The organism is Enterobacter sp. JUb54 (assembly GCF_014298075.1).
Lineage (GTDB): Bacteria > Pseudomonadota > Gammaproteobacteria > Enterobacterales > Enterobacteriaceae > Klebsiella > Klebsiella lignicola.
In genome coordinates this window covers 2579627-2596725 of the sequence record NZ_CP060418.1, presented here as the reverse complement: position 1 = coordinate 2596725, position 17099 = coordinate 2579627, and the positions used below count along the sequence as shown (strand labels likewise).

The following is a 17099-nucleotide window of genomic DNA, read 5'->3' as shown; positions in this document are numbered from 1 at the left end:
AGTTATAAACGAAAAAAACGGTGGCGTGGTTTCCGGGCACATTGCAACTTGATATAACTATTTGGTTACCAATCAATGGGGTAAGGTCATGCCGGAAATGAATCAGTATGGTCAGTGGGTGAACGACAGGGTCGCCGACTGGCAAGGCGCCTGCGTCCTGAAGCGTCTGCCGCTGGGCGGGCGTTTTTGTCTGCTGGAACCGCTGGACGTGCGTCGCCACGCCGCCGATCTGTTTGCCGCCTACGCGCTGGGCGATGAGAGCGACTGGACCTGGCTTGCCAGCACACGGCCAGAGAGCCTCGAGGCCACCGCCCACTGGGTCGCCGGGAAAGTGAACGATGACGCGCTGGTGCCGTATGCGGTTATCGACCTGCATACCAGGCGAGCGGTGGGGCTGGTCAGCTATATGGCCATCGACCGCGCGATGGGGACGGTTGAAATCGGCCATGTTACCTGGTCGCGGCAGATGAAAAATACTGCGCTGGGGACGGAAGCGATGTGGCTGTTGCTGCAATACGCCTTCGAGCAGGGCTATCGCCGGCTGGAGTGGAAATGCGATTCGATGAATGTCGCCTCGCGGCGGGCGGCGGAGCGGCTGGGATTCACCTGGGAAGGGTGCCTGCGACAGAAGTTGGTGCGTAAAGGACGCACCCGCGACAGCGATCAGCTATCGATTATCGATAGTGAATGGCCGGCGCGGGATGCGGTGCTGCGCAGGTGGCTGGCCGCAGATAATTTTGATGCCGATGGGCGACAGCTAAAACGGCTGGAAGCGTGTCGCGATTGCGCGTGATTTTCTGGCATTGCCGGGCAAGGCGCCCGGCATGCATATCAGCATGGTTCAGCCGCGTTCAACGTGACGTCGACACCGTCGCCATGCTCAGCGTCGAACCGGCGCGCCATTAGCGACATAATAGGCCGCCGTGCTTTTCGGCAGCGGCTGACGGCCGCGAATGGCGTCGGCCATTTTTTCGCCAATCATGATGGTGGTGGCGTTAAGATTGCCGGTAATAATCTGCGGCATAATCGAGGCGTCGACCACCCGCAGTCCTTCCAGCCCGTGCACCCGGCCTTCACCATCGACCACCGCCATCTCGTCGTAGCCCATTTTGCAGGTGCCGCAGGGGTGGAAGGCGGTCTCCGCGTGGTTGCGCACGAACTCATCCAGTTCAGCATCGCTCTGACAGTCCAGGCCCGGGCTTATCTCCCTACCGCGATATTTATCCAGCGCCGGCTGATTCATGATGTCGCGGGTAATGCGAATCGCGTCGCGGAACTCCTGCCAGTCCTGTTCGCTGGACATATAGTTAAACAGAATCGCCGGATGATCATGCGGGTCGCGCGATTTGAGCCGAACGTGGCCGCGGCTTGGGGATCGCATGGACCCCACGTGGCACTGGAAGCCGTGTTCCTTCACCGCGTTGGAGCCGTTGTAGTTAATCGCTACCGGCAGGAAGTGGTACTGGATGTTCGGCCAGGCGAACTCATCCCGGCTGCGAATAAATCCGCCCGCTTCAAACTGGTTGCTGGCGCCGACGCCGGTGCCACCGAACAGCCACTCGGCGCCGATTTTCGGCTGATTCCACCACTGTAGCGCCGGGTAAAGCGACACCGGCTCTTTGCATTCGTACTGCAGATACATCTCCAGATGATCCTGCAGGTTTTCACCGACGCCGGGCAGGGCGTGGACCAGCGGAATAGCGAACTGACGCAGCAGCTCCGGGTTACCGACCCCGGAGCGTTGCAGGATCTGCGGTGAGGCGATGGCGCCCGCGCAGAGCAGCACTTCTTTATTGGCGGTGGCTGTTGATGGCGCGGTGCTATCGCCCTCCAGCCATTCGACGCCAACGGCGTGCTTGCCGGCGAAAATAATATGATCGGTCAGCGCGTGGGTGCGGATAGTCAGATTAGGACGCTCGCGGGCCTGGTCGAGATAGCCGCGGGCGGTGCTGGCGCGACGCCCCTGCGGCGTCACGGTGCGATCCATCGGGCCAAAGCCCTCTTGCTGATAGCCGTTAAGGTCCTCGGTACGCGGATAACCGGCCTGCACGCCAGCTTCCACCATTGCATGGAACAGCGGATTGTTGTCCTGCTTTGGTGTGCCGACGCTCACCGGGCCATCGCCGCCGTGATAATCGTTGGCGCCGATATCGCGGGTTTCCGCTTTGCGGTAGTAGGGCAGGCAGTCGAGGTAGCTCCACTGGGCCAGCCCCGGCGCGGTGGCCCAGTTGTCGAGATCCATGGCGTTGCCACGGATATAGCACATGCCGTTAATCAACGAGGATCCGCCGAGGCCTTTTCCGCGTCCGCACTCCATGCGGCGGTTGTTCATATGCGGTTCAGGCTCGGTCTCGTAGGCCCAGTTATAACGCCGGCCCTGTAACGGAAAGGCCAGCGCGGCGGGCATCTGGGTGCGGAAGTCGAAACGATAATCCGGGCCGCCTGCTTCCAGCAGCAGGACGGTGGTGTCGGGATCTTCCGTCAGTCGTGTCGCCAGTACGTTGCCGGCGGAACCGGCACCAATAATGATGTAGTCAAATTGCAAAAATGACCTCCTGGTTAAAATATGGATTGAAACTGACCCATCTCAACCTGGATGGATTTTACCTGGGTGTAGTTCTGCAGAGTCTGCACGCCGTTTTCGCGGCCAATGCCGGAGTGCTTGTAGCCGCCAACCGGCATCTCCGCCGGGGATTCACCCCAGCTGTTGATCCAGCAAATACCCGCTTCCAGCTGGTGGATGATGCGGTGGGCGCGGTTGAGATCCGGGGTGACGACACCGGCGGCGAGGCCGTATTCGGTGGCGTTGGCGCGGCGAATCACTTCGGCTTCATCGTCGTAGGTCAGAATCGACATCACCGGGCCGAAGATCTCTTCGCGCACGATGGTCATCCGATCGTGACAGTCGGTAAATACCGTCGGGGCGACCCACGCGCCGTGGTCGAACGCGGCCCCTTTCAGGACATCGCCGCCGCACAGCAGACGGGCGCCTTGCTGTTTGCCGCTCTCGATGTAGCGCAGCACGTTTTCGCGGTGCGGGAAACTCACCAGCGGCCCGAAGTTGGTGCTTTCCTCAAACAGATCGCCGGGGCGAATGCGCGCCACGCGGGCGAGGATTTTCTCTTCAAATGCCGCTTTAAAGCGTGTCGGAATAAACACGCGGGTGCCGTTGGTGCAGACCTGGCCTGAGCTGTAGAAGTTGGCCATCATTGCTATGTCGGCGGCGAGGTCGAGGTTAGCGTCCTCGCAGACGATCAGCGGCGATTTGCCGCCCAGCTCCATGGTCACTTCCTTTAGAGAGGAGGCGGCGGAGTTGGCCATCACTTTTTTGCCGCTGGCGATGCCGCCGGTAAAGGAGATTTTGGCGATATCCGGGTGCTCGGTGAGATACTGCCCGGTTTCAGCGCCGATCCCCGGCAGCACGTTAAACACGCCTTCCGGCAGGCCCGCTTCACGGTAAATTTCCGCCAGCTTCAGGGCGCTGAGCGGGGTGACTTCGCTCGGTTTAAAGATCATCGCGTTACCGGCGGCCAGCGCCGGGGCCGATTTCCATAAGGCTATCTGGATCGGGTAGTTCCAGGCGCCGATCCCGGCGACCACGCCCAGCGGTTCCCGGCGGGTATAGACGAAGGAACTCTCGCGCAGCGGGATCTGGCTGCCTTCCAGCGCCGGGATCAGGCCTGCGTAGTACTCCAGCACGTCAGCGCCGGTGGCGATATCAACGGCGGCGGTTTCGCTCAGCGGTTTGCCGGTGTCGAGGGTTTCCAGACGCGCCAGTTCGTCATTGCGCTGGCGCAGAATATCGACCGCGTTGCGCAGAATGCGCGAGCGTTCCATGGCGCTCATTGCCGCCCAGATTTTTTGCCCTTTCTGGGCGCTTTTTACCGCCCGGTCGACGTCTTCGCGACCGGCGGCCTGGACGACCGCCAGAACTTCCCCGCTGGCGGGGTTGATGGTCTCGAAGGTTTTACCGCTGGTGGCGGAAACATAACCACCGTGGATATAAAGCTGTTGTTCGGCCATTCGGGACATGGGTCCTCCGTTAGTGAGAAGTCGGTGGCAAATACTGGCTGATGAAGTGTTCGGCGAGCGTTTCAGCGCGGGCTTTATCCAGTGGATTACCGCTTAGCGCCGCGCGTAGCCACAGCCCGTCGATCAGCGCGGCAAGACCGTAACCGGCCTCCTGCGCCGCTTCGCGCGGCAGGGCGCGCTGGAATTCATAGACAATGTTCGACAGCAGGCGCCGGCTGCAGACCTGCTGCAGGCGATAGAGCATCGGTTGATGCATGCTGCTGGCCCAAAAGGCGAGCCAGGCTTTCATCGCCGCGTTGCTTATCTGGCTGTCATCGAAGTTGCCCGCTACGATGGCGCGCAACCGCTCCTGTGGAGAGGCTGCGGGCAGGGCGTGCAGGCGGCTCAGTACCGCCTCGCGCAGCTGGCCGGTGATATCACGCATCGTCGCTTCCAGCAGCCCGTTCTTATCCTTGAAATAGTGGCTGATGATGCCGGTGGATACCCCAGCCCGTCGGGCAATCTGCGCGATGGTGGCATCGTGCATTCCCACTTCATTAATGGCGGCCAGCGTGGCGTCAATCAGCTGCCGCTGCCGTATCGGTTGCATCCCCAGTTTGGGCATATTTCAGACTCTATTCATCAGCTTTGTTTATATATTAAAGCGGTTTTTGATTGGACGTTCAATATAAAGTGTGTCTTAATTGTTGCGGATTTTGATTCTAATAGTTGCAAAAACAGTAAGGAGAATGGATGACAGACCTTTCGCCGAGCAGAGAAAAGGACAAAGTCAATCCGGTGGTTTTTTATACTTCCGCGGGACTGATTTTGTTGTTTTCCCTGATGACTCTCTTCTTCAGCGATTTTTCCGCGGCCTGGATTGGCCGTACCCTGAACTGGGTTTCAAAGACTTTTGGCTGGTATTATCTGCTGGCCGCGACGCTGTATATCGTGTTTGTGGTGTGCATTGCCTGCTCGCGCTTCGGGTCGGTGAAGCTCGGGCCGGAGCACTCGAAACCGGAGTTTAGCGTGCTGAGCTGGGCGGCAATGCTGTTTGCCGCCGGGATCGGCATCGACCTGATGTTCTTCTCTGTCGCCGAGCCGGTGACCCAGTATATGCAGCCGCCGGAAGGGGCGGGGCAGACCATGGAGGCGGCGCGCCAGGCGATGGTGTGGACGCTGTTTCATTACGGGCTGACCGGCTGGTCGATGTATGCCCTGATGGGGATGGCGCTGGGATACTTTAGCTATCGTTATAATTTGCCGCTCACCATCCGCTCTGCGCTCTATCCGATCTTCGGCAACAAGATTAATGGTCCTATCGGCCACAGCGTGGATATCGCCGCGGTTATCGGGACGATTTTTGGTATCGCCACCACTCTTGGGATTGGCGTTGTGCAGCTCAACTACGGCCTCAACGTGCTGTTCGATATTCCGGATTCGCTGGGGGCGAAAGCGGCGCTTATCGTGCTGTCGGTGATTATCGCGACTATTTCTGTGACCTCCGGGGTCGATAAAGGCATTCGTATTCTTTCCGAGCTGAATGTGATGCTGGCGCTGGGGTTGATTCTGTTCATCCTGTTTATGGGCGATACCGAGTTTCTGCTCAATGCGCTGGTGCTTAACGTCGGCGACTATGTGAATCGCTTTATGGGCATGACGCTGAACAGTTTCGCCTTCGACCGCCCGGTAGAGTGGATGAACAACTGGACCCTGTTCTTCTGGGCGTGGTGGGTTGCGTGGTCGCCGTTTGTCGGGCTGTTCCTGGCACGTATTTCGCGCGGGCGCACCATCCGTCAGTTCGTGTTGGGGACGCTGATTATTCCGTTCACCTTTACGTTGCTGTGGCTGTCGGTGTTCGGCAACAGTGCGCTGTATGAAATCATCCACGGCAATGCGGCCTTTGCCGCAGAGGCGGTCGCGCATCCGGAGCGCGGCTTCTATAACCTGCTGGCGCAGTATCCGGCGTTTACCTTTAGCGCTTCGGTCGCGACGATCACCGGCCTGCTGTTTTATGTCACCTCCGCCGATTCCGGGGCCTTGGTGCTGGGCAATTTCACCTCGAAGCTGAAGGATATCAACAGCGATGCGCCTAACTGGTTACGGATTTTCTGGTCAGTGGTGATTGGTTTACTGACCCTCGGGATGCTGATGACCAACGGTATTTCCGCCCTGCAGAACGCCACGGTGATTATGGGACTGCCGTTTAGTTTCGTGATCTTTTTCGTGATGGCGGGATTGTATAAGTCATTGAAGGTGGAAGATTATCGCCGCGAGAGCGCCAATCGGGATACTGCCCCACGTCCGCTGGGCGTGCAGGATCGTCTGAGCTGGAAGAAGCGCCTGTCGCGTCTGATGAACTACCCCGGTACGCGCTATACCCGCCAGATGATGGAGACAGTGTGCTTCCCGGCGATGGAAGAGGTGGCGCAGGAGCTGAAGCTGCGCGGCGCTTACGTCGAACTGAAAAGCCTGCCGCCGGAAGAGGGGGACAACCTGGGCCACCTCGATCTGCTGGTTCATATGGGCGATGAGCAGAACTTTGTTTATCAGATCTGGCCGCAGCAGTATTCCATTCCCGGCTTTACCTACCGGGCGCGTAGCGGCAAGTCGACCTACTATCGTCTGGAAACCTTCCTGCTGGAAGGAAGCCAGGGCAATGACCTGATGGACTACAGCAAGGAGCAGGTGATCACCGATATTCTCGATCAGTACGAGCGCCATCTGAACTTTATCCACCTGCATCGCGAAGCGCCGGGCAACAGCGTGACCTTCCCAGGGATGTAGGCCGTCTGAACGTTTTCTGAAAAATGATTTTAGCTGGTTAAATAGACAGTGGTATACGCAGGGAAGCGTATGATGACGGCGGGTGCCTGAGGCTTTCTGAGTTCAGGCTGAGGTGAGGATTCAGAAAGACGAAGCCCCAGGAGATGTTCCCATCAACCTGAGGCCTACAATCCAAACCCAACACGTTGGATAGTAGCCTCTTCTTCGCATGGAGGCAACGAGATGCTGACAAAGTATGCCCTGGTGGCAATCATGGTGTTATGTCTGACGGCACTGGGATTGACGTTAATGGTGCGCGACTCGCTGTGTGAGTTAAGTATCAAAGAGCGTCATATGGAGTTTAAGGCCGTTCTCGCTTACGAAACGAAGAAGTAGCCGGTATGCGGGGAGCAATCCCCGCCTATCCGCAGGCTGGGTAAGGAACCTTCAGGCACCTTTTTTAAGCGTTCTGTCATGGCGCAAAACATCGCTTTTCAGGCCGTATTTCACGGCTCCATTCAGTTCATGAAGACGGGATCTTCTCTGAATTCCAGCCAGTCTGAACGTTTTCTGAAAAATGATTTTAGCTGGTTAAACAGACAGTGGTATGCGCAGGGAAGCGTATGATGACGGCGGGTGCCTGAGGCTTTCTGAGTTCAGGCTGAGGTGAGGATTCAGAAAGACGAAGCCCCAGGAGATGTTCCCATCAACCTGAGGCCTACAATCCAAACCTAGCACGTTGGATAGTAGCCTCTTCTTCGCATGGAGGCAACGAGATGCTGACAAAGTATGCCCTGGTGGCAATCATGGTGTTATGTCTGACGGCACTGGGATTGACGTTAATGGTACGCGACTCGCTGTGTGAGTTAAGTATCAAAGAGCGTCATATGGAGTTTAAGGCCGTTCTCGCTTACGAAACGAAGAAGTAGCCGGTATGCGGGGAGCGATCCCCGCCTATCCGCAGGCTGGGTAAGGAACCTTCAGGCACCTTTTTTATGAAACGAGTTGTGGACGGGTCAACGCTACCGCCGATTGCCACTCTGTCCAGCGTGTGAGCAACCGCTTGTGGCGAATCATATCGGGTTGAAAGCTCAGGTGTTCCGGTAAGTAAGCACGCAGCGCTTGCGTGGGGACCAGCAGCAACACTTTACGAGCCAGCAGTGCAGCCCCTATCGCGGAGAGCTCCGCCACATCACTGCGCATCACGGGGCAACCCAACAGATCGGCCTGATACTGCATTAGCCAGTCATTTTTAGTAGGGCCGCCATCAACCATCAACGCCGTTAAGGCAAAGTCATGATGCTGATGCATTGCCGTGGTCACATCGGCGATCTGATAGGCAATTGATTCCAGCGCGGCACGCACCAGGTGGGCTCGCTTGACGCCCCGACTGAGGCCGCGAATCACCCCTCGCGCATTTTCATCCCACCAGGGGGCTCCCAGCCCGGTGAGAGCTGGCACAAAATAGACACCCAGGGTCGAATCAACGGAAGCCGGGAGCTGTGTTAATTGCCGGGTTAATTCCTGCGGTTCTAACAGATCCAAACCGGTGCTTTCTACCATCCAGGCCACGGCATCGCCGGTGTGGGGGATATTGCCTTCCAGACCATAAACGAGCTGTTCGCCATCATGCCAGGCAACGGTGGTAGCCAGTGTGCTGACGCTGCCCTGAGCTGAATTAACCGGGGCCATCACCGACGTTCCGGTACCGTAGGTTGCTTTCACGCCGCCTGCTGCTCCCAGGCCGTGAGCAAACAGCGCGGCGTGCGAGTCGCCGATCATGGCGAGCAGCGGAATGCCATCGGGAATGCCTTTACACCCTCGGGTATAACCGAAGAGCCCGCTGGAAGGGCGAATAGCAGGCAGCGCCTGGCGCGGGATGGCGAAGATCGCCATCATCTCGTCATCCCACTCTGCGGTGTGCAGATTAAAGAGCTGCGTGCGTGAGGCATTGGAATAATCACAACAGAAAGCCTCACCGCCGGTTAAATGCCATAGCAGCCAGCTGTCGACCGTACCCAGACAAATTTCGCCCCGTTGCGCCAGGGTAACGCCGTCCGGAACCGACTCGAGCAGCCAGCGCATTTTCGAGGCGGAAAAAAGAGGGGCGATGGGCAGGCCGGTTATCGCTTTTATCTGCGCCTCTTTTCCTTGCTGTCGTAAGGACTGGCAGAAGGCAGCTGTCCGCGAACACTGCCAGCTGAGCGCCGCGTGCAGCGCTCGTCCGCTCTCCCGATACCATCCGACGACGGTTTCACGTTGGTTACTGATGGCCAATGCCGCGACATGCTCAGCACCTACTGCGGCGATTGCCTGGGAGACAACGTCAATGGATGCCTCAATCAGCAGTTCCGCAGATTGCTCCACCCAGCCCTCCTGAGGCGTGGCGATGGTCAGGGTTCTGGAAAAAGAAGCCAGTACTTTCCCCTGGCTGTCGAGCGCCACCGCTTTTGCATTAGTGGTGCCCTCATCGAGGGCAATAATAATCTCTTTCCTGGCCACGGTTGCCTCACTGATGAAGATAGGTGTTAACGCCGAGGTAGCGCGTAAAGGCTTCATGCAAAATGTCGGCGCTGGCGGAGTGGTTCATCGCAACATGGTGTTCAAAACCCTGACGACAGATCCACGCCAGCAGGTTTTCTAATTGCGGGACCTCAATCACCGCCCGGCAGCCCACGGTATCCAGCGGGTCATCCACAGAGCGACCTTCACCAACATAGGCTTTAATTTCACCGGTCAGGTCATCGGTGCTCAGGCGGAAGTAGGTCAACGGACCGCTCTTCAGGCGGCCGTGTACGGCGCCGCAGGTATTTTCTTTGCCGACGGTAGTGCCGATGATATCGGCCGTGCCCATGTGTGGGGATTCCAGACTGGAGGCGGCGAAGTTACCGCAGTGAAACAGGACGCACTTATCGCGATCGTCGCCGAAGTTGTTATTCCAGTCGGCGATAGACGCGGGATTCAGGTTAGTGCTGGCCAGCGCATACATCGACAATGCGCCCATCACGTCAACCTCGCAGGCGCTGGGCATCAACTGCCCGGACATGACGCTCATGATTGAGCAGACGTTGATGCCTAGATTTTCCTGCAAGGAGGTCCAGCACTGAATCGCGGTGGTATCGATATCGTTAGCGAGAGCCCATTCGCTGATCACCACGAACAGTTTCGCCATGGTAACCAGTTTATCTGCGGGAATACCGCTGGCATCGGCATTGTCGAGCAACAGCCGGCGCTTTTCATCGACCCGAATATCGTCATCGCGCAGCTGTTTAATACGGGTAAATACTTCGGAAAGGTCCAGCGTTTCAACGGCAATCCCCAGACGCTCGAGCAGCTTTTCGCTGTAGCGAACCGTATTGAACCCTGCGGGACGTGCACCGATAGCGCCGACGCGAACGCCGCGCATGCTGCTGACAACCCGGCATATTTGTTCGAAGCGTTTCAGGTCTTTTTCAAATACTTCGCCGCTTAAGGCGCAGACGTGCTGAGTTGTCAGCGTAAAGGGGATGCCGTATTGCCGCAGGTTGTTGCACAGGGATATTTTGCCGCAGAAACTGTCGCGACGCGTCGCCAGCCCCATTTTATCAAGATTATCCTCTTCGGCCTGCACCAGTACCGGAACGTTCAGCCCGGAAAGGCGTAGTGTTTCTGCGATCGCTTTTTCATCACCAAAGTTGGGCAGGAGTACCACCACGCCGTGAATGTTCTCGCGGTGCGTACGAAACAGTTCTGCGCAGATTTTCGCATCCTGACGCGTTTCAACACCGCCTAACTCCGTTTGCGTGTCATTGAGCAGAATGGTGTTAATACCGAGACGCTCAAACAGCGCTATCGCCTGAGCGCGAGCCTCTGCAACCAGATAGCTCGGGAAAAAACCACGGTTACCAATAATAATGCCCATGGTCAGTTTTTGTGGGATTCGGGACATTGCGTGTTCTCCAGTAAGATGTTCGGTCTTGTTATTTTTTTAGCTGCGCCTGAAGCAGGGCGGTGGCATGTTTTACAATGCCCACGGCATCAATTTCATGGTGTGATCGTGTGGCTGCGCGATCGGCGGCGATCGCATATCCGCCATCCGGGATCCCCAGTCGATGTAACGGAATAGCACATCCCGCTTCCGCAAGGACTTCGGCGACCAGGCTGCCGACGCCGCCGTTAATATTATGTTCTTCGACGCTGACCACGGCGCGATGCGGTTTGAGGATCTCCAGCAGCAGGCCGGTATCACAAGGGCGAATAGACGGTACATTGATAACCGTGGCATCAATACCGTTTTCTGCCAGTTGTGTGGCCGCGGTGACAATTTCATGCACGGTGGATCCCATCGCGACTAACGCCACGTCGCGGCCATGACGCAGCACATCAATCTTGCCAGGCGCAAATCGATAATTCTGGTCATGAAGCTCAGGCAGTGCCTTGCCATCAAGGCGGATGTAGACCGGGCCTACATGGGCCAGGGCATAGTCGATAATCTGCCGGCACTCAACCGGGCAGGAGGGGGCATAGATTTCGATATTGCCAAAGCCGCGGAGCACGGAGATATCATCAATACTATGGTGGGTACTGGCCAGCGGGCCGTAACTGGCGCCGGCGTTGAGGCCAAATAATTTAACATTGGTATTGTTATAGCAAACGTCGACTTTGATTTGCTCATTCGCACGTGAGATCAAAAACGGTGCGGCGTTGCAGGTTACGGCGATTTTTCCGCCGAGTGCCAGGCCAGCGGCGGTGCCTACCAGCGTTTGTTCGGCGATGCCGACGTTTACCAGGCGGCCTGGGTATTTATTGGTAAAGGGTGATATTTTGGCGGTCGAGGTTGAATCGGCAACCACCGGCACCAGGTCTATGCCGCGTTCAACAGCATCAATAAAGGCATTCACCATCACAGTGGCGAGATGTTCGCTATTACTCATCTTTCAACTCCTCCAGCGCCAGTTCGATTTCTTCACCTTTCGGCACTCGATGGTGCCATTCAGGGCGTCCCTGAATAAAAGAGACGCCAGCCCCTTTGGTGGTATTAGCAATGATGACGTGGGGTTTACCGTTAGGTTGTAGGGCTTCCAGGGTGGCGACAACGTCGGCCATTTCGTTGCCATTGCATTGGGTGACTTCCATACCAAAGGCGCGCCATTTTTCATCCAGCGGATCGGTATTCAGAATGTCTTTGGTGGGACCGGCCAGTTGCAGGTTGTTTTTATCATTGATAATAAAAAGGTTATCTAACTGGTAGTGCGCCGCAACCAGCGCCGCTTCCCAGTTACTGCCCTCGGCTAGCTCACCATCCCCGGTGACGACGAAGACCCGACGCTGGCTATTATCTCGCTTTGCCGCCAGCGCAATGCCAACGGCAACGGGGAGTCCATGTCCCAGCGCACCGGTGTTTAATTCAACGCCCGGTGTTTTGTGGCGTACGGGGTGACCCGGCAGATGTGAGTCGGCATGTTGATAGGTGGCAAGCCAGTCTGTGGGAATATACCCGGCTTCAGCCAGCACACAGTAATACCCGCCCACAGCGTGTCCTTTGGACTGAATATAGATATCTCTCTCGTCGCTGTTTTTCTGTTCCGCAGAGCAATTAAGGATGCGGAAGTAGAGGGCGGTCAGCAGCTCAACCTGCGACAGGTCTGCGCCCGTGTGCCCGCCCGCGGGGCTCTCAGCATTCAATACAATGATACGGCGACGAATCGACCGTGCTTTCTTTTCTAAACCCTCGATGGAGAGTGAAAACGGATTCATAGAACACCTCTTGAATGTTGATTCCATTGTGAATAAATATTCAGTCAGGGCGTAAAAAGCGTGCGATGGCTTAGATTGAACCTGGTGGCCGATGAAATTCGCCGTACTTTTAGCGCGATGAATATATATTCAAGACTGATTTAATATTCATGATTGTAAGATATGCCCTGTCAAAAGGTTTGTCTATGGCTTATCCCGGCAATTTTCTAAGAAAAGAGAAAACGATCACATTTGGCGGCGACGCAAAACAGCGGCAGGCTTGTTATCTATTCAATGATGCATAAAAATACGAGGATGAAATTAAGGGGAATGCCATGTCGAAGCAGGATGAACAACGCTTACTGGTGAAGATTGCCACGCTTTACTATAGCGAAAACAAAAAGCAGTCAGAGATAGCGTCGTTGCTGCATCTGTCGCAATCTTTCGTCTCAAGAGCATTGACGCGTTGTCAGAAAGAAGGACTGGTGAAAATCACCGTTGTCCAGCCGACCAATATTTTCGTTGAGCTGGAAAAAGAGATAGAACAACGATTTGGCATTCGTCAGGCGATAGTTGTGGATGTGGGGGAAGGGGCGAGTAACGCGCAAATCAAACATGCGATTGGTAGCGCGGCGGCGCACTATGTTGAAACCCGTCTGCGTCCGGAAGACTTGGTGGGGATCTCTTCCTGGAGCAGCACTATTCGTTGCATGGTGGATGAGATGCATCCGCAAAGCATTCGGGCGGCGGGCGTTATACAGCTGTTAGGTGGTGTCGGGCCAAACGGCAACGTTCAGGCGACCATTCTGACGCAACAGCTGGCGGCCCATCTTGGCTGCCCGGCGTGGCTGTTGCCCTCGCAAAGTATTGAACACTCGGTGGAAGAACGCGCCAGGCTGGTAAACAGTCCTGACGTGGCCGTGGTGGTGGATAAATTTGCCCAGGTTGATGTGGCTATCGTGGGGATCGGTGAACTTGAACCCTCACAGCTGCTGAAAAACTCGGGTAACTACTATAACGAAGAGATGTTGAAGCTACTGGCAAAGCGAGGGGCAGTAGGGGATATATGCCTTCATTATTATGATGCCGCCGGTCAACCAGTATTAAGTCATGAAGAAGATCCGGTGATAGGGATGGAGCTGGAGCAAATTCGCGCCTGTCAGCATGTAATTGCCCTGGCAGGCGGGGCGGAAAAGAGTAATGCGATTCACGGTGCACTGAAAGGGAACTATATCGATGTGCTGATTACCGATTTCTCGACCGCTCGCCGCTTGATTAAATCTTCGTAGCTGTGCCGTTACGACCCTTTCGCAGATTCAGGCCAGAGAAAAACTGACCTGAATCTGTCGAAAGATAGCCCCGTCGCGGTCACTTGCCTTCTATTTTCCTTCTATTGCCGTTTTTTGCGCGACCACCGCTGCCTTTTGCTGCATCCGGTTTTGCATCTGATCGATAATCACCGCCACAATAATCACGATACCTTTAATGACCATCTGCCAGAATTCACTGACCCCCATCATTACCAGCCCGTCGGCGAGAAAGCCGATTACAAAGGCGCCAATAAGCGTGCCCAGAATCGTTCCGCGCCCACCAGCGAGGGAGGTCCCGCCAAGGACGACCGCGGCAATCGCGTTCATTTCAAACGCGGTACCGTTCGCCGGGTGGCTGGCTAATAATTGGGCAGAGACGACGATGCCGGCAATTGCGGCGCACAGTCCGGAGAGGGTATAGACCAGGATTTTAACCTGTTTGACCTTCACGCCGGAGAGTTCAGCCGCACGTTCATTATCGCCAATCGCGTAAACATGGCGGCCAAAAGGCAAGCGCCGGGCGATATAGGCAATAATCAGCGCCAGCACGATCATCATCCAGATGGCCCATGGAATACCAAATAGCGTTCCCGCGCCAATTTCATCAAAACCGGTATTGCCAAGCTGTGGGTTCCCGGCAAGTCCAGGGAAGGTTTGCCCGTCCGAGGTAAGCATTGCCGTGCCCCGCAATACGTACATCGTGCCCAGCGTGCAAATAAAGGGCGCCACATTATAGCGGGTAATTATCCAGCCATTAACGGAACCGATAAGCGCGCCAATCAGCAAAACAATGGGCACGATGACCCAGACGCTGGGGAAGATGGCGATGCCAAACATCGGCAGCACAATCCCTTTCGTGATAAGCCAGCCGGCGATCATGCCGCACAAACCGAGCGTGGCGCCAATCGACAGATCGATCCCGGCGGTAATAATGACAAAGGTGATACCAAGCGCCAGAAAGGCATTGATAGCAATATGCTTAATCATGATCACCATGCTGCCGGCCGATAAAAAGCCCGGAACCGTCATCGTGAAAAAGCCCACAATTAAAAACAAGGCAATGAAGGTACGTAATTTCAATAACAGTAGCAGGATGTTTTCGCGAGAAAGTGATGTCCCACCACGCGGCGACAGGGCCACCGATTGTGTTGTTTTCATATTAAAACCCCTGAGCACTTGCTGAGACCAGCGCGGATTCTTCGGCCCGATCACGGGTAATGTCGGCAGTCAGTTTGCCGCCGGACATCACCAGGATACGGTCGGAGACCGCCATAATTTCTTTGAGATCCGATGTTGAGAAAACCACTGCGATACCTTGTTCAGATAGCTGCACCATCATGCGAAAAACGTCCGCTTTAGCGCCAATATCAATACCGCGAGTTGGTTCATCGAGGAACAGCACCTTTGGATTGGTTAACAGCGAACGGCCAATCACCACTTTCTGTTGGTTCCCTCCGCTCAGAGCCTGGATCTCAACTGCCGGGGAGGAGACTTTAATCGACAAATTGCCAATGGTGCTGGCAACAACGGCTTCCTCTTCTTTGTCTGCGATAGTGAGACCGCGCCTCAGGCGCCGCCACAAACTGGCGATGGTCAGATTATTGGCAACGGAGGAGATGGGAAAGATGCCGGTGCGTTTACGATCTTCAGGCACCAGGCTCATGCCCATCCGTATCCGATCCGCGGGGGTTAAGCGCTGCGGTACGGGCTTACTGTCGAGCCAGAGTTTGCCGAAATAGTTGCGCTCGGTACCCAGCATGCATTCAAACAGTTCGGTGCGTCCGGCGCCCATCAAACCGTAAATTCCGACGATTTCTCCGGCGTGAACTTTAAAACTGACGTCGTTGACTACCGTGTTCCCGGCGGCATTGACGCAGGTAATGTTCTCCGCCTCTAATAACGGTGCTCCGAAGGTGCGATCGGGTGCCAGGAAGTTACTGACAGGGTCGCTGCCCAGCATTTCCCGAACGATCCATGGCACGTCGATATCCGCCACTTTGGCTTCCGACTGGAACTTGCCGTCACGCAGGATGGTGATGACGTCACCAATTGCCATCAGCTCTTCCAGACGATGTGAGATATAAATGATCGAAACTCCCTGGCGGGTGAGTTCACGGATGACGCGAAACAGAATTTCTACTTCGGTTTTACTGAGGGCCGATGTGGGTTCATCGAGGATCAAAATATCCGCATCTTCCGCCAGCGCCTTGGCGATTTCGATTAACTGCTGCTGGCCTACCTTGAGATTGCCGACCAGTTCGCGAGCCGAGATCGGCTGATCCAGACGTTGTAATAACGCTTCCGCTCGCTTCTCCTGTTCAGCTTCGTTAATTGGCGCAAGGCCATTTTGCAGCTCACGGCCGAGAAAAATATTCTCGGCGACGCTGAGGTTTTCAAACAGGTTCAATTCTTGATGAACCATCCCGATACCGTGAGCCGCGGCCTCACGGGTGCTGGCGAAACGTACCGACTGGCCGTTAAGCTGCATCTCTCCCAGACTCGGTTGCTGAACGCCGGCCAGGATTTTCATTAACGTCGACTTGCCTGCGCCATTCTCCCCAATAATGACGTTGACCTTACCTCGCCAGACGTTGTAGTCGACGCTGTCCAGCGCCACGGTGCCCGGGAACAGCATTGATATCCCGCGGGCGCGCAGAATAATGTCATCAGTGGCAGGGGTGCTCATGGCCGTACCTCCTGTTTCAGTTCCAGCGCGGCGGCATCCTGAGGAGTACCGTGATTCAACGTGACCGCAAAACGTACGCTGACCGGTTTGCCCACCCAACTGGCGTCGATTTTCGGTAACTGCTTCGCCGCTTCCCGGTTATAGGCGCGCGAAAGCTGCGCAAATTGCACCTGATTGGTGAAATCTTCAAACTTAAAGCCGCTGGCATCGCGGATAGCGTTACCTTTCATCACCGGACCGGTCTGGATGGTGAGGGGCTGACCATTGATGCTGACGGTGATGTTTTGTTCACGCGGGTTACTGTCGTCGAGCTTCACAATCGGCGTCACGAGATGGATAAAAACACTCTCCTGAGAATTTGCTGATGATGTTAAATGGCTTCCCAGCGTCGCCGCATCAAGCGCGTGTCGGGAGGCTGGATCAATCACTCGGGTTTGCCAGGTTTGTTGCGCGATCTGCTGTGGCGTCTGATTATCGAAGCTGTGCTTCGCATTGGGGTCGGCAGGCAATATTGGCTTGCCGTTTTCATCCAGATCTACCACCGTGCAGGCCGTCAGCAACAGGGCGGCGCACCCGGTTAGCACGCCCCCCCATTGTTTTAAGAACATAAC

Annotated in this window: 15 protein-coding genes; 5 read left to right on the top strand and 10 right to left on the bottom strand. The window is 55.9% G+C overall.

The features are described 5' to 3' along the window. Positions 1-88 precede the first annotated feature (88 nt). On the top strand, positions 89-793 hold the full coding sequence (locus HF679_RS11995) for a GNAT family N-acetyltransferase (RefSeq protein ID WP_123755881.1): 705 nt from the start codon (positions 89-91) through the stop codon (positions 791-793). A gap of 87 nt (positions 794-880) precedes the next feature. On the opposite strand, the gene betA is transcribed toward HF679_RS11995, so the two are convergent. The 3 genes from betA to betI are packed head-to-tail and all read right to left on the bottom strand — an operon-like array spanning position 881 to position 4636. Continuing rightward, entirely contained in the window at positions 881-2545 is a 1665-nt protein-coding gene (betA, locus tag HF679_RS11990) for a choline dehydrogenase (protein WP_187043004.1), read from the bottom strand. 14 nt (positions 2546-2559) lie between these two features. Then, positions 2560-4032: a betaine-aldehyde dehydrogenase gene (gene betB, locus HF679_RS11985; protein WP_123755883.1), complete on the bottom strand. Its 1473-nt coding sequence runs from the start codon at positions 4030-4032 to the stop codon at positions 2560-2562. Between the two features lie 10 nt (positions 4033-4042). After that, complete coding sequence (betI, locus tag HF679_RS11980; protein ID WP_123755884.1) at positions 4043-4636, bottom strand: transcriptional regulator BetI; 594 nt, start codon at positions 4634-4636, stop codon at positions 4043-4045. Between the two features lie 128 nt (positions 4637-4764). Here betI and HF679_RS11975 point away from each other — a divergent pair, with 128 nt between their 5' ends. The 3 genes from HF679_RS11975 (at position 4765) to HF679_RS11965 (ending at position 7706) form a co-directional block, all read left to right on the top strand. After that, positions 4765-6798: a choline transporter gene (locus HF679_RS11975; protein WP_154143490.1), complete on the top strand. Its 2034-nt coding sequence runs from the start codon at positions 4765-4767 to the stop codon at positions 6796-6798. Between the two features lie 222 nt (positions 6799-7020). Then, the gene (locus HF679_RS11970) at positions 7021-7173 is read left to right on the top strand and encodes a Hok/Gef family protein (RefSeq protein ID WP_049267697.1); all 153 of its coding nucleotides are present in this window, start codon (positions 7021-7023) and stop codon (positions 7171-7173) included. A gap of 380 nt (positions 7174-7553) precedes the next feature. Then, the gene (locus HF679_RS11965; RefSeq protein ID WP_049267697.1) at positions 7554-7706 is read left to right on the top strand and encodes a Hok/Gef family protein; all 153 of its coding nucleotides are present in this window, start codon (positions 7554-7556) and stop codon (positions 7704-7706) included. A 64-nt stretch (positions 7707-7770) separates the two neighbouring features. On the opposite strand, the gene HF679_RS11960 is transcribed toward HF679_RS11965, so the two are convergent. The 4 genes from HF679_RS11960 to HF679_RS11945 are packed head-to-tail and all read right to left on the bottom strand — an operon-like array spanning position 7771 to position 12513. Beyond that, a complete protein-coding gene (locus HF679_RS11960; protein WP_187043003.1) occupies positions 7771-9336 on the bottom strand; it encodes an FGGY family carbohydrate kinase in 1566 nt (521 codons plus the stop codon). Beyond that, positions 9287-10705, bottom strand: a complete 1419-nt coding sequence (locus HF679_RS11955; RefSeq protein ID WP_187043002.1) for an L-fucose/L-arabinose isomerase family protein — start codon at positions 10703-10705, stop codon at positions 9287-9289. Before HF679_RS11955 ends, HF679_RS11960 begins: the two co-directional genes overlap by 50 nt. A gap of 31 nt (positions 10706-10736) precedes the next feature. Further along, complete coding sequence (locus HF679_RS11950; RefSeq protein WP_154143487.1) at positions 10737-11690, bottom strand: transketolase family protein; 954 nt, start codon at positions 11688-11690, stop codon at positions 10737-10739. Then, positions 11683-12513: a transketolase gene (locus HF679_RS11945; protein ID WP_154143486.1), complete on the bottom strand. Its 831-nt coding sequence runs from the start codon at positions 12511-12513 to the stop codon at positions 11683-11685. The genes HF679_RS11950 and HF679_RS11945 overlap by 8 nt, the downstream gene beginning before the upstream one ends. 314 nt (positions 12514-12827) lie before the next feature. Between HF679_RS11945 and HF679_RS11940 the strand changes: the two genes are divergently transcribed. Continuing rightward, on the top strand, positions 12828-13781 hold the full coding sequence (locus HF679_RS11940; protein ID WP_049267702.1) for a sugar-binding transcriptional regulator: 954 nt from the start codon (positions 12828-12830) through the stop codon (positions 13779-13781). 90 nt (positions 13782-13871) lie between these two features. On the opposite strand, the gene HF679_RS11935 is transcribed toward HF679_RS11940, so the two are convergent. The 3 genes from HF679_RS11935 to HF679_RS11925 are packed head-to-tail and all read right to left on the bottom strand — an operon-like array spanning position 13872 to position 17096. Next, positions 13872-14960, bottom strand: coding sequence for an ABC transporter permease (locus tag HF679_RS11935; protein WP_049267704.1), 1089 nt, complete (start codon positions 14958-14960; stop codon positions 13872-13874). Between the two features lies 1 nt (position 14961). Continuing rightward, entirely contained in the window at positions 14962-16488 is a 1527-nt protein-coding gene (locus HF679_RS11930) for a sugar ABC transporter ATP-binding protein (RefSeq protein ID WP_187043001.1), read from the bottom strand. Further along, positions 16485-17096 carry a DUF2291 family protein gene (locus HF679_RS11925; RefSeq protein ID WP_154143484.1) on the bottom strand — a complete coding sequence of 204 codons (612 nt, stop codon included), beginning with the start codon at positions 17094-17096 and terminating at the stop codon, positions 16485-16487. Before HF679_RS11925 ends, HF679_RS11930 begins: the two co-directional genes overlap by 4 nt. Between the last annotated feature and the right edge of the window lie 3 nt (positions 17097-17099).

Excerpts from the sequence above, each read along its gene's own strand:
- HF679_RS11945 (WP_154143486.1), bottom strand. The coding sequence starts at position 12,513 with ATGAATCCGTTTTCACTCTCCATCGAGGGTTTAGAAAAGAAAGCACGG.
- HF679_RS11975 (WP_154143490.1), top strand. The coding sequence starts at position 4,765 with ATGACAGACCTTTCGCCGAGCAGAGAAAAGGACAAAGTCAATCCGGTG.
- HF679_RS11965 (WP_049267697.1), top strand. The coding sequence starts at position 7,554 with ATGCTGACAAAGTATGCCCTGGTGGCAATCATGGTGTTATGTCTGACG.
- HF679_RS11970 (WP_049267697.1), top strand. The coding sequence starts at position 7,021 with ATGCTGACAAAGTATGCCCTGGTGGCAATCATGGTGTTATGTCTGACG.
- betI (WP_123755884.1), bottom strand. The coding sequence starts at position 4,636 with ATGCCCAAACTGGGGATGCAACCGATACGGCAGCGGCAGCTGATTGAC.
- HF679_RS11955 (WP_187043002.1), bottom strand. The coding sequence starts at position 10,705 with ATGTCCCGAATCCCACAAAAACTGACCATGGGCATTATTATTGGTAAC.
- HF679_RS11995 (WP_123755881.1), top strand. The coding sequence starts at position 89 with ATGCCGGAAATGAATCAGTATGGTCAGTGGGTGAACGACAGGGTCGCC.
- HF679_RS11925 (WP_154143484.1), bottom strand. The coding sequence starts at position 17,096 with ATGTTCTTAAAACAATGGGGGGGCGTGCTAACCGGGTGCGCCGCCCTG.
- HF679_RS11940 (WP_049267702.1), top strand. The coding sequence starts at position 12,828 with ATGTCGAAGCAGGATGAACAACGCTTACTGGTGAAGATTGCCACGCTT.
- betB (WP_123755883.1), bottom strand. The coding sequence starts at position 4,032 with ATGTCCCGAATGGCCGAACAACAGCTTTATATCCACGGTGGTTATGTT.
- HF679_RS11930 (WP_187043001.1), bottom strand. The coding sequence starts at position 16,488 with ATGAGCACCCCTGCCACTGATGACATTATTCTGCGCGCCCGCGGGATA.
- HF679_RS11960 (WP_187043003.1), bottom strand. The coding sequence starts at position 9,336 with ATGAAGCCTTTACGCGCTACCTCGGCGTTAACACCTATCTTCATCAGT.
- HF679_RS11950 (WP_154143487.1), bottom strand. The coding sequence starts at position 11,690 with ATGAGTAATAGCGAACATCTCGCCACTGTGATGGTGAATGCCTTTATT.
- HF679_RS11935 (WP_049267704.1), bottom strand. The coding sequence starts at position 14,960 with ATGAAAACAACACAATCGGTGGCCCTGTCGCCGCGTGGTGGGACATCA.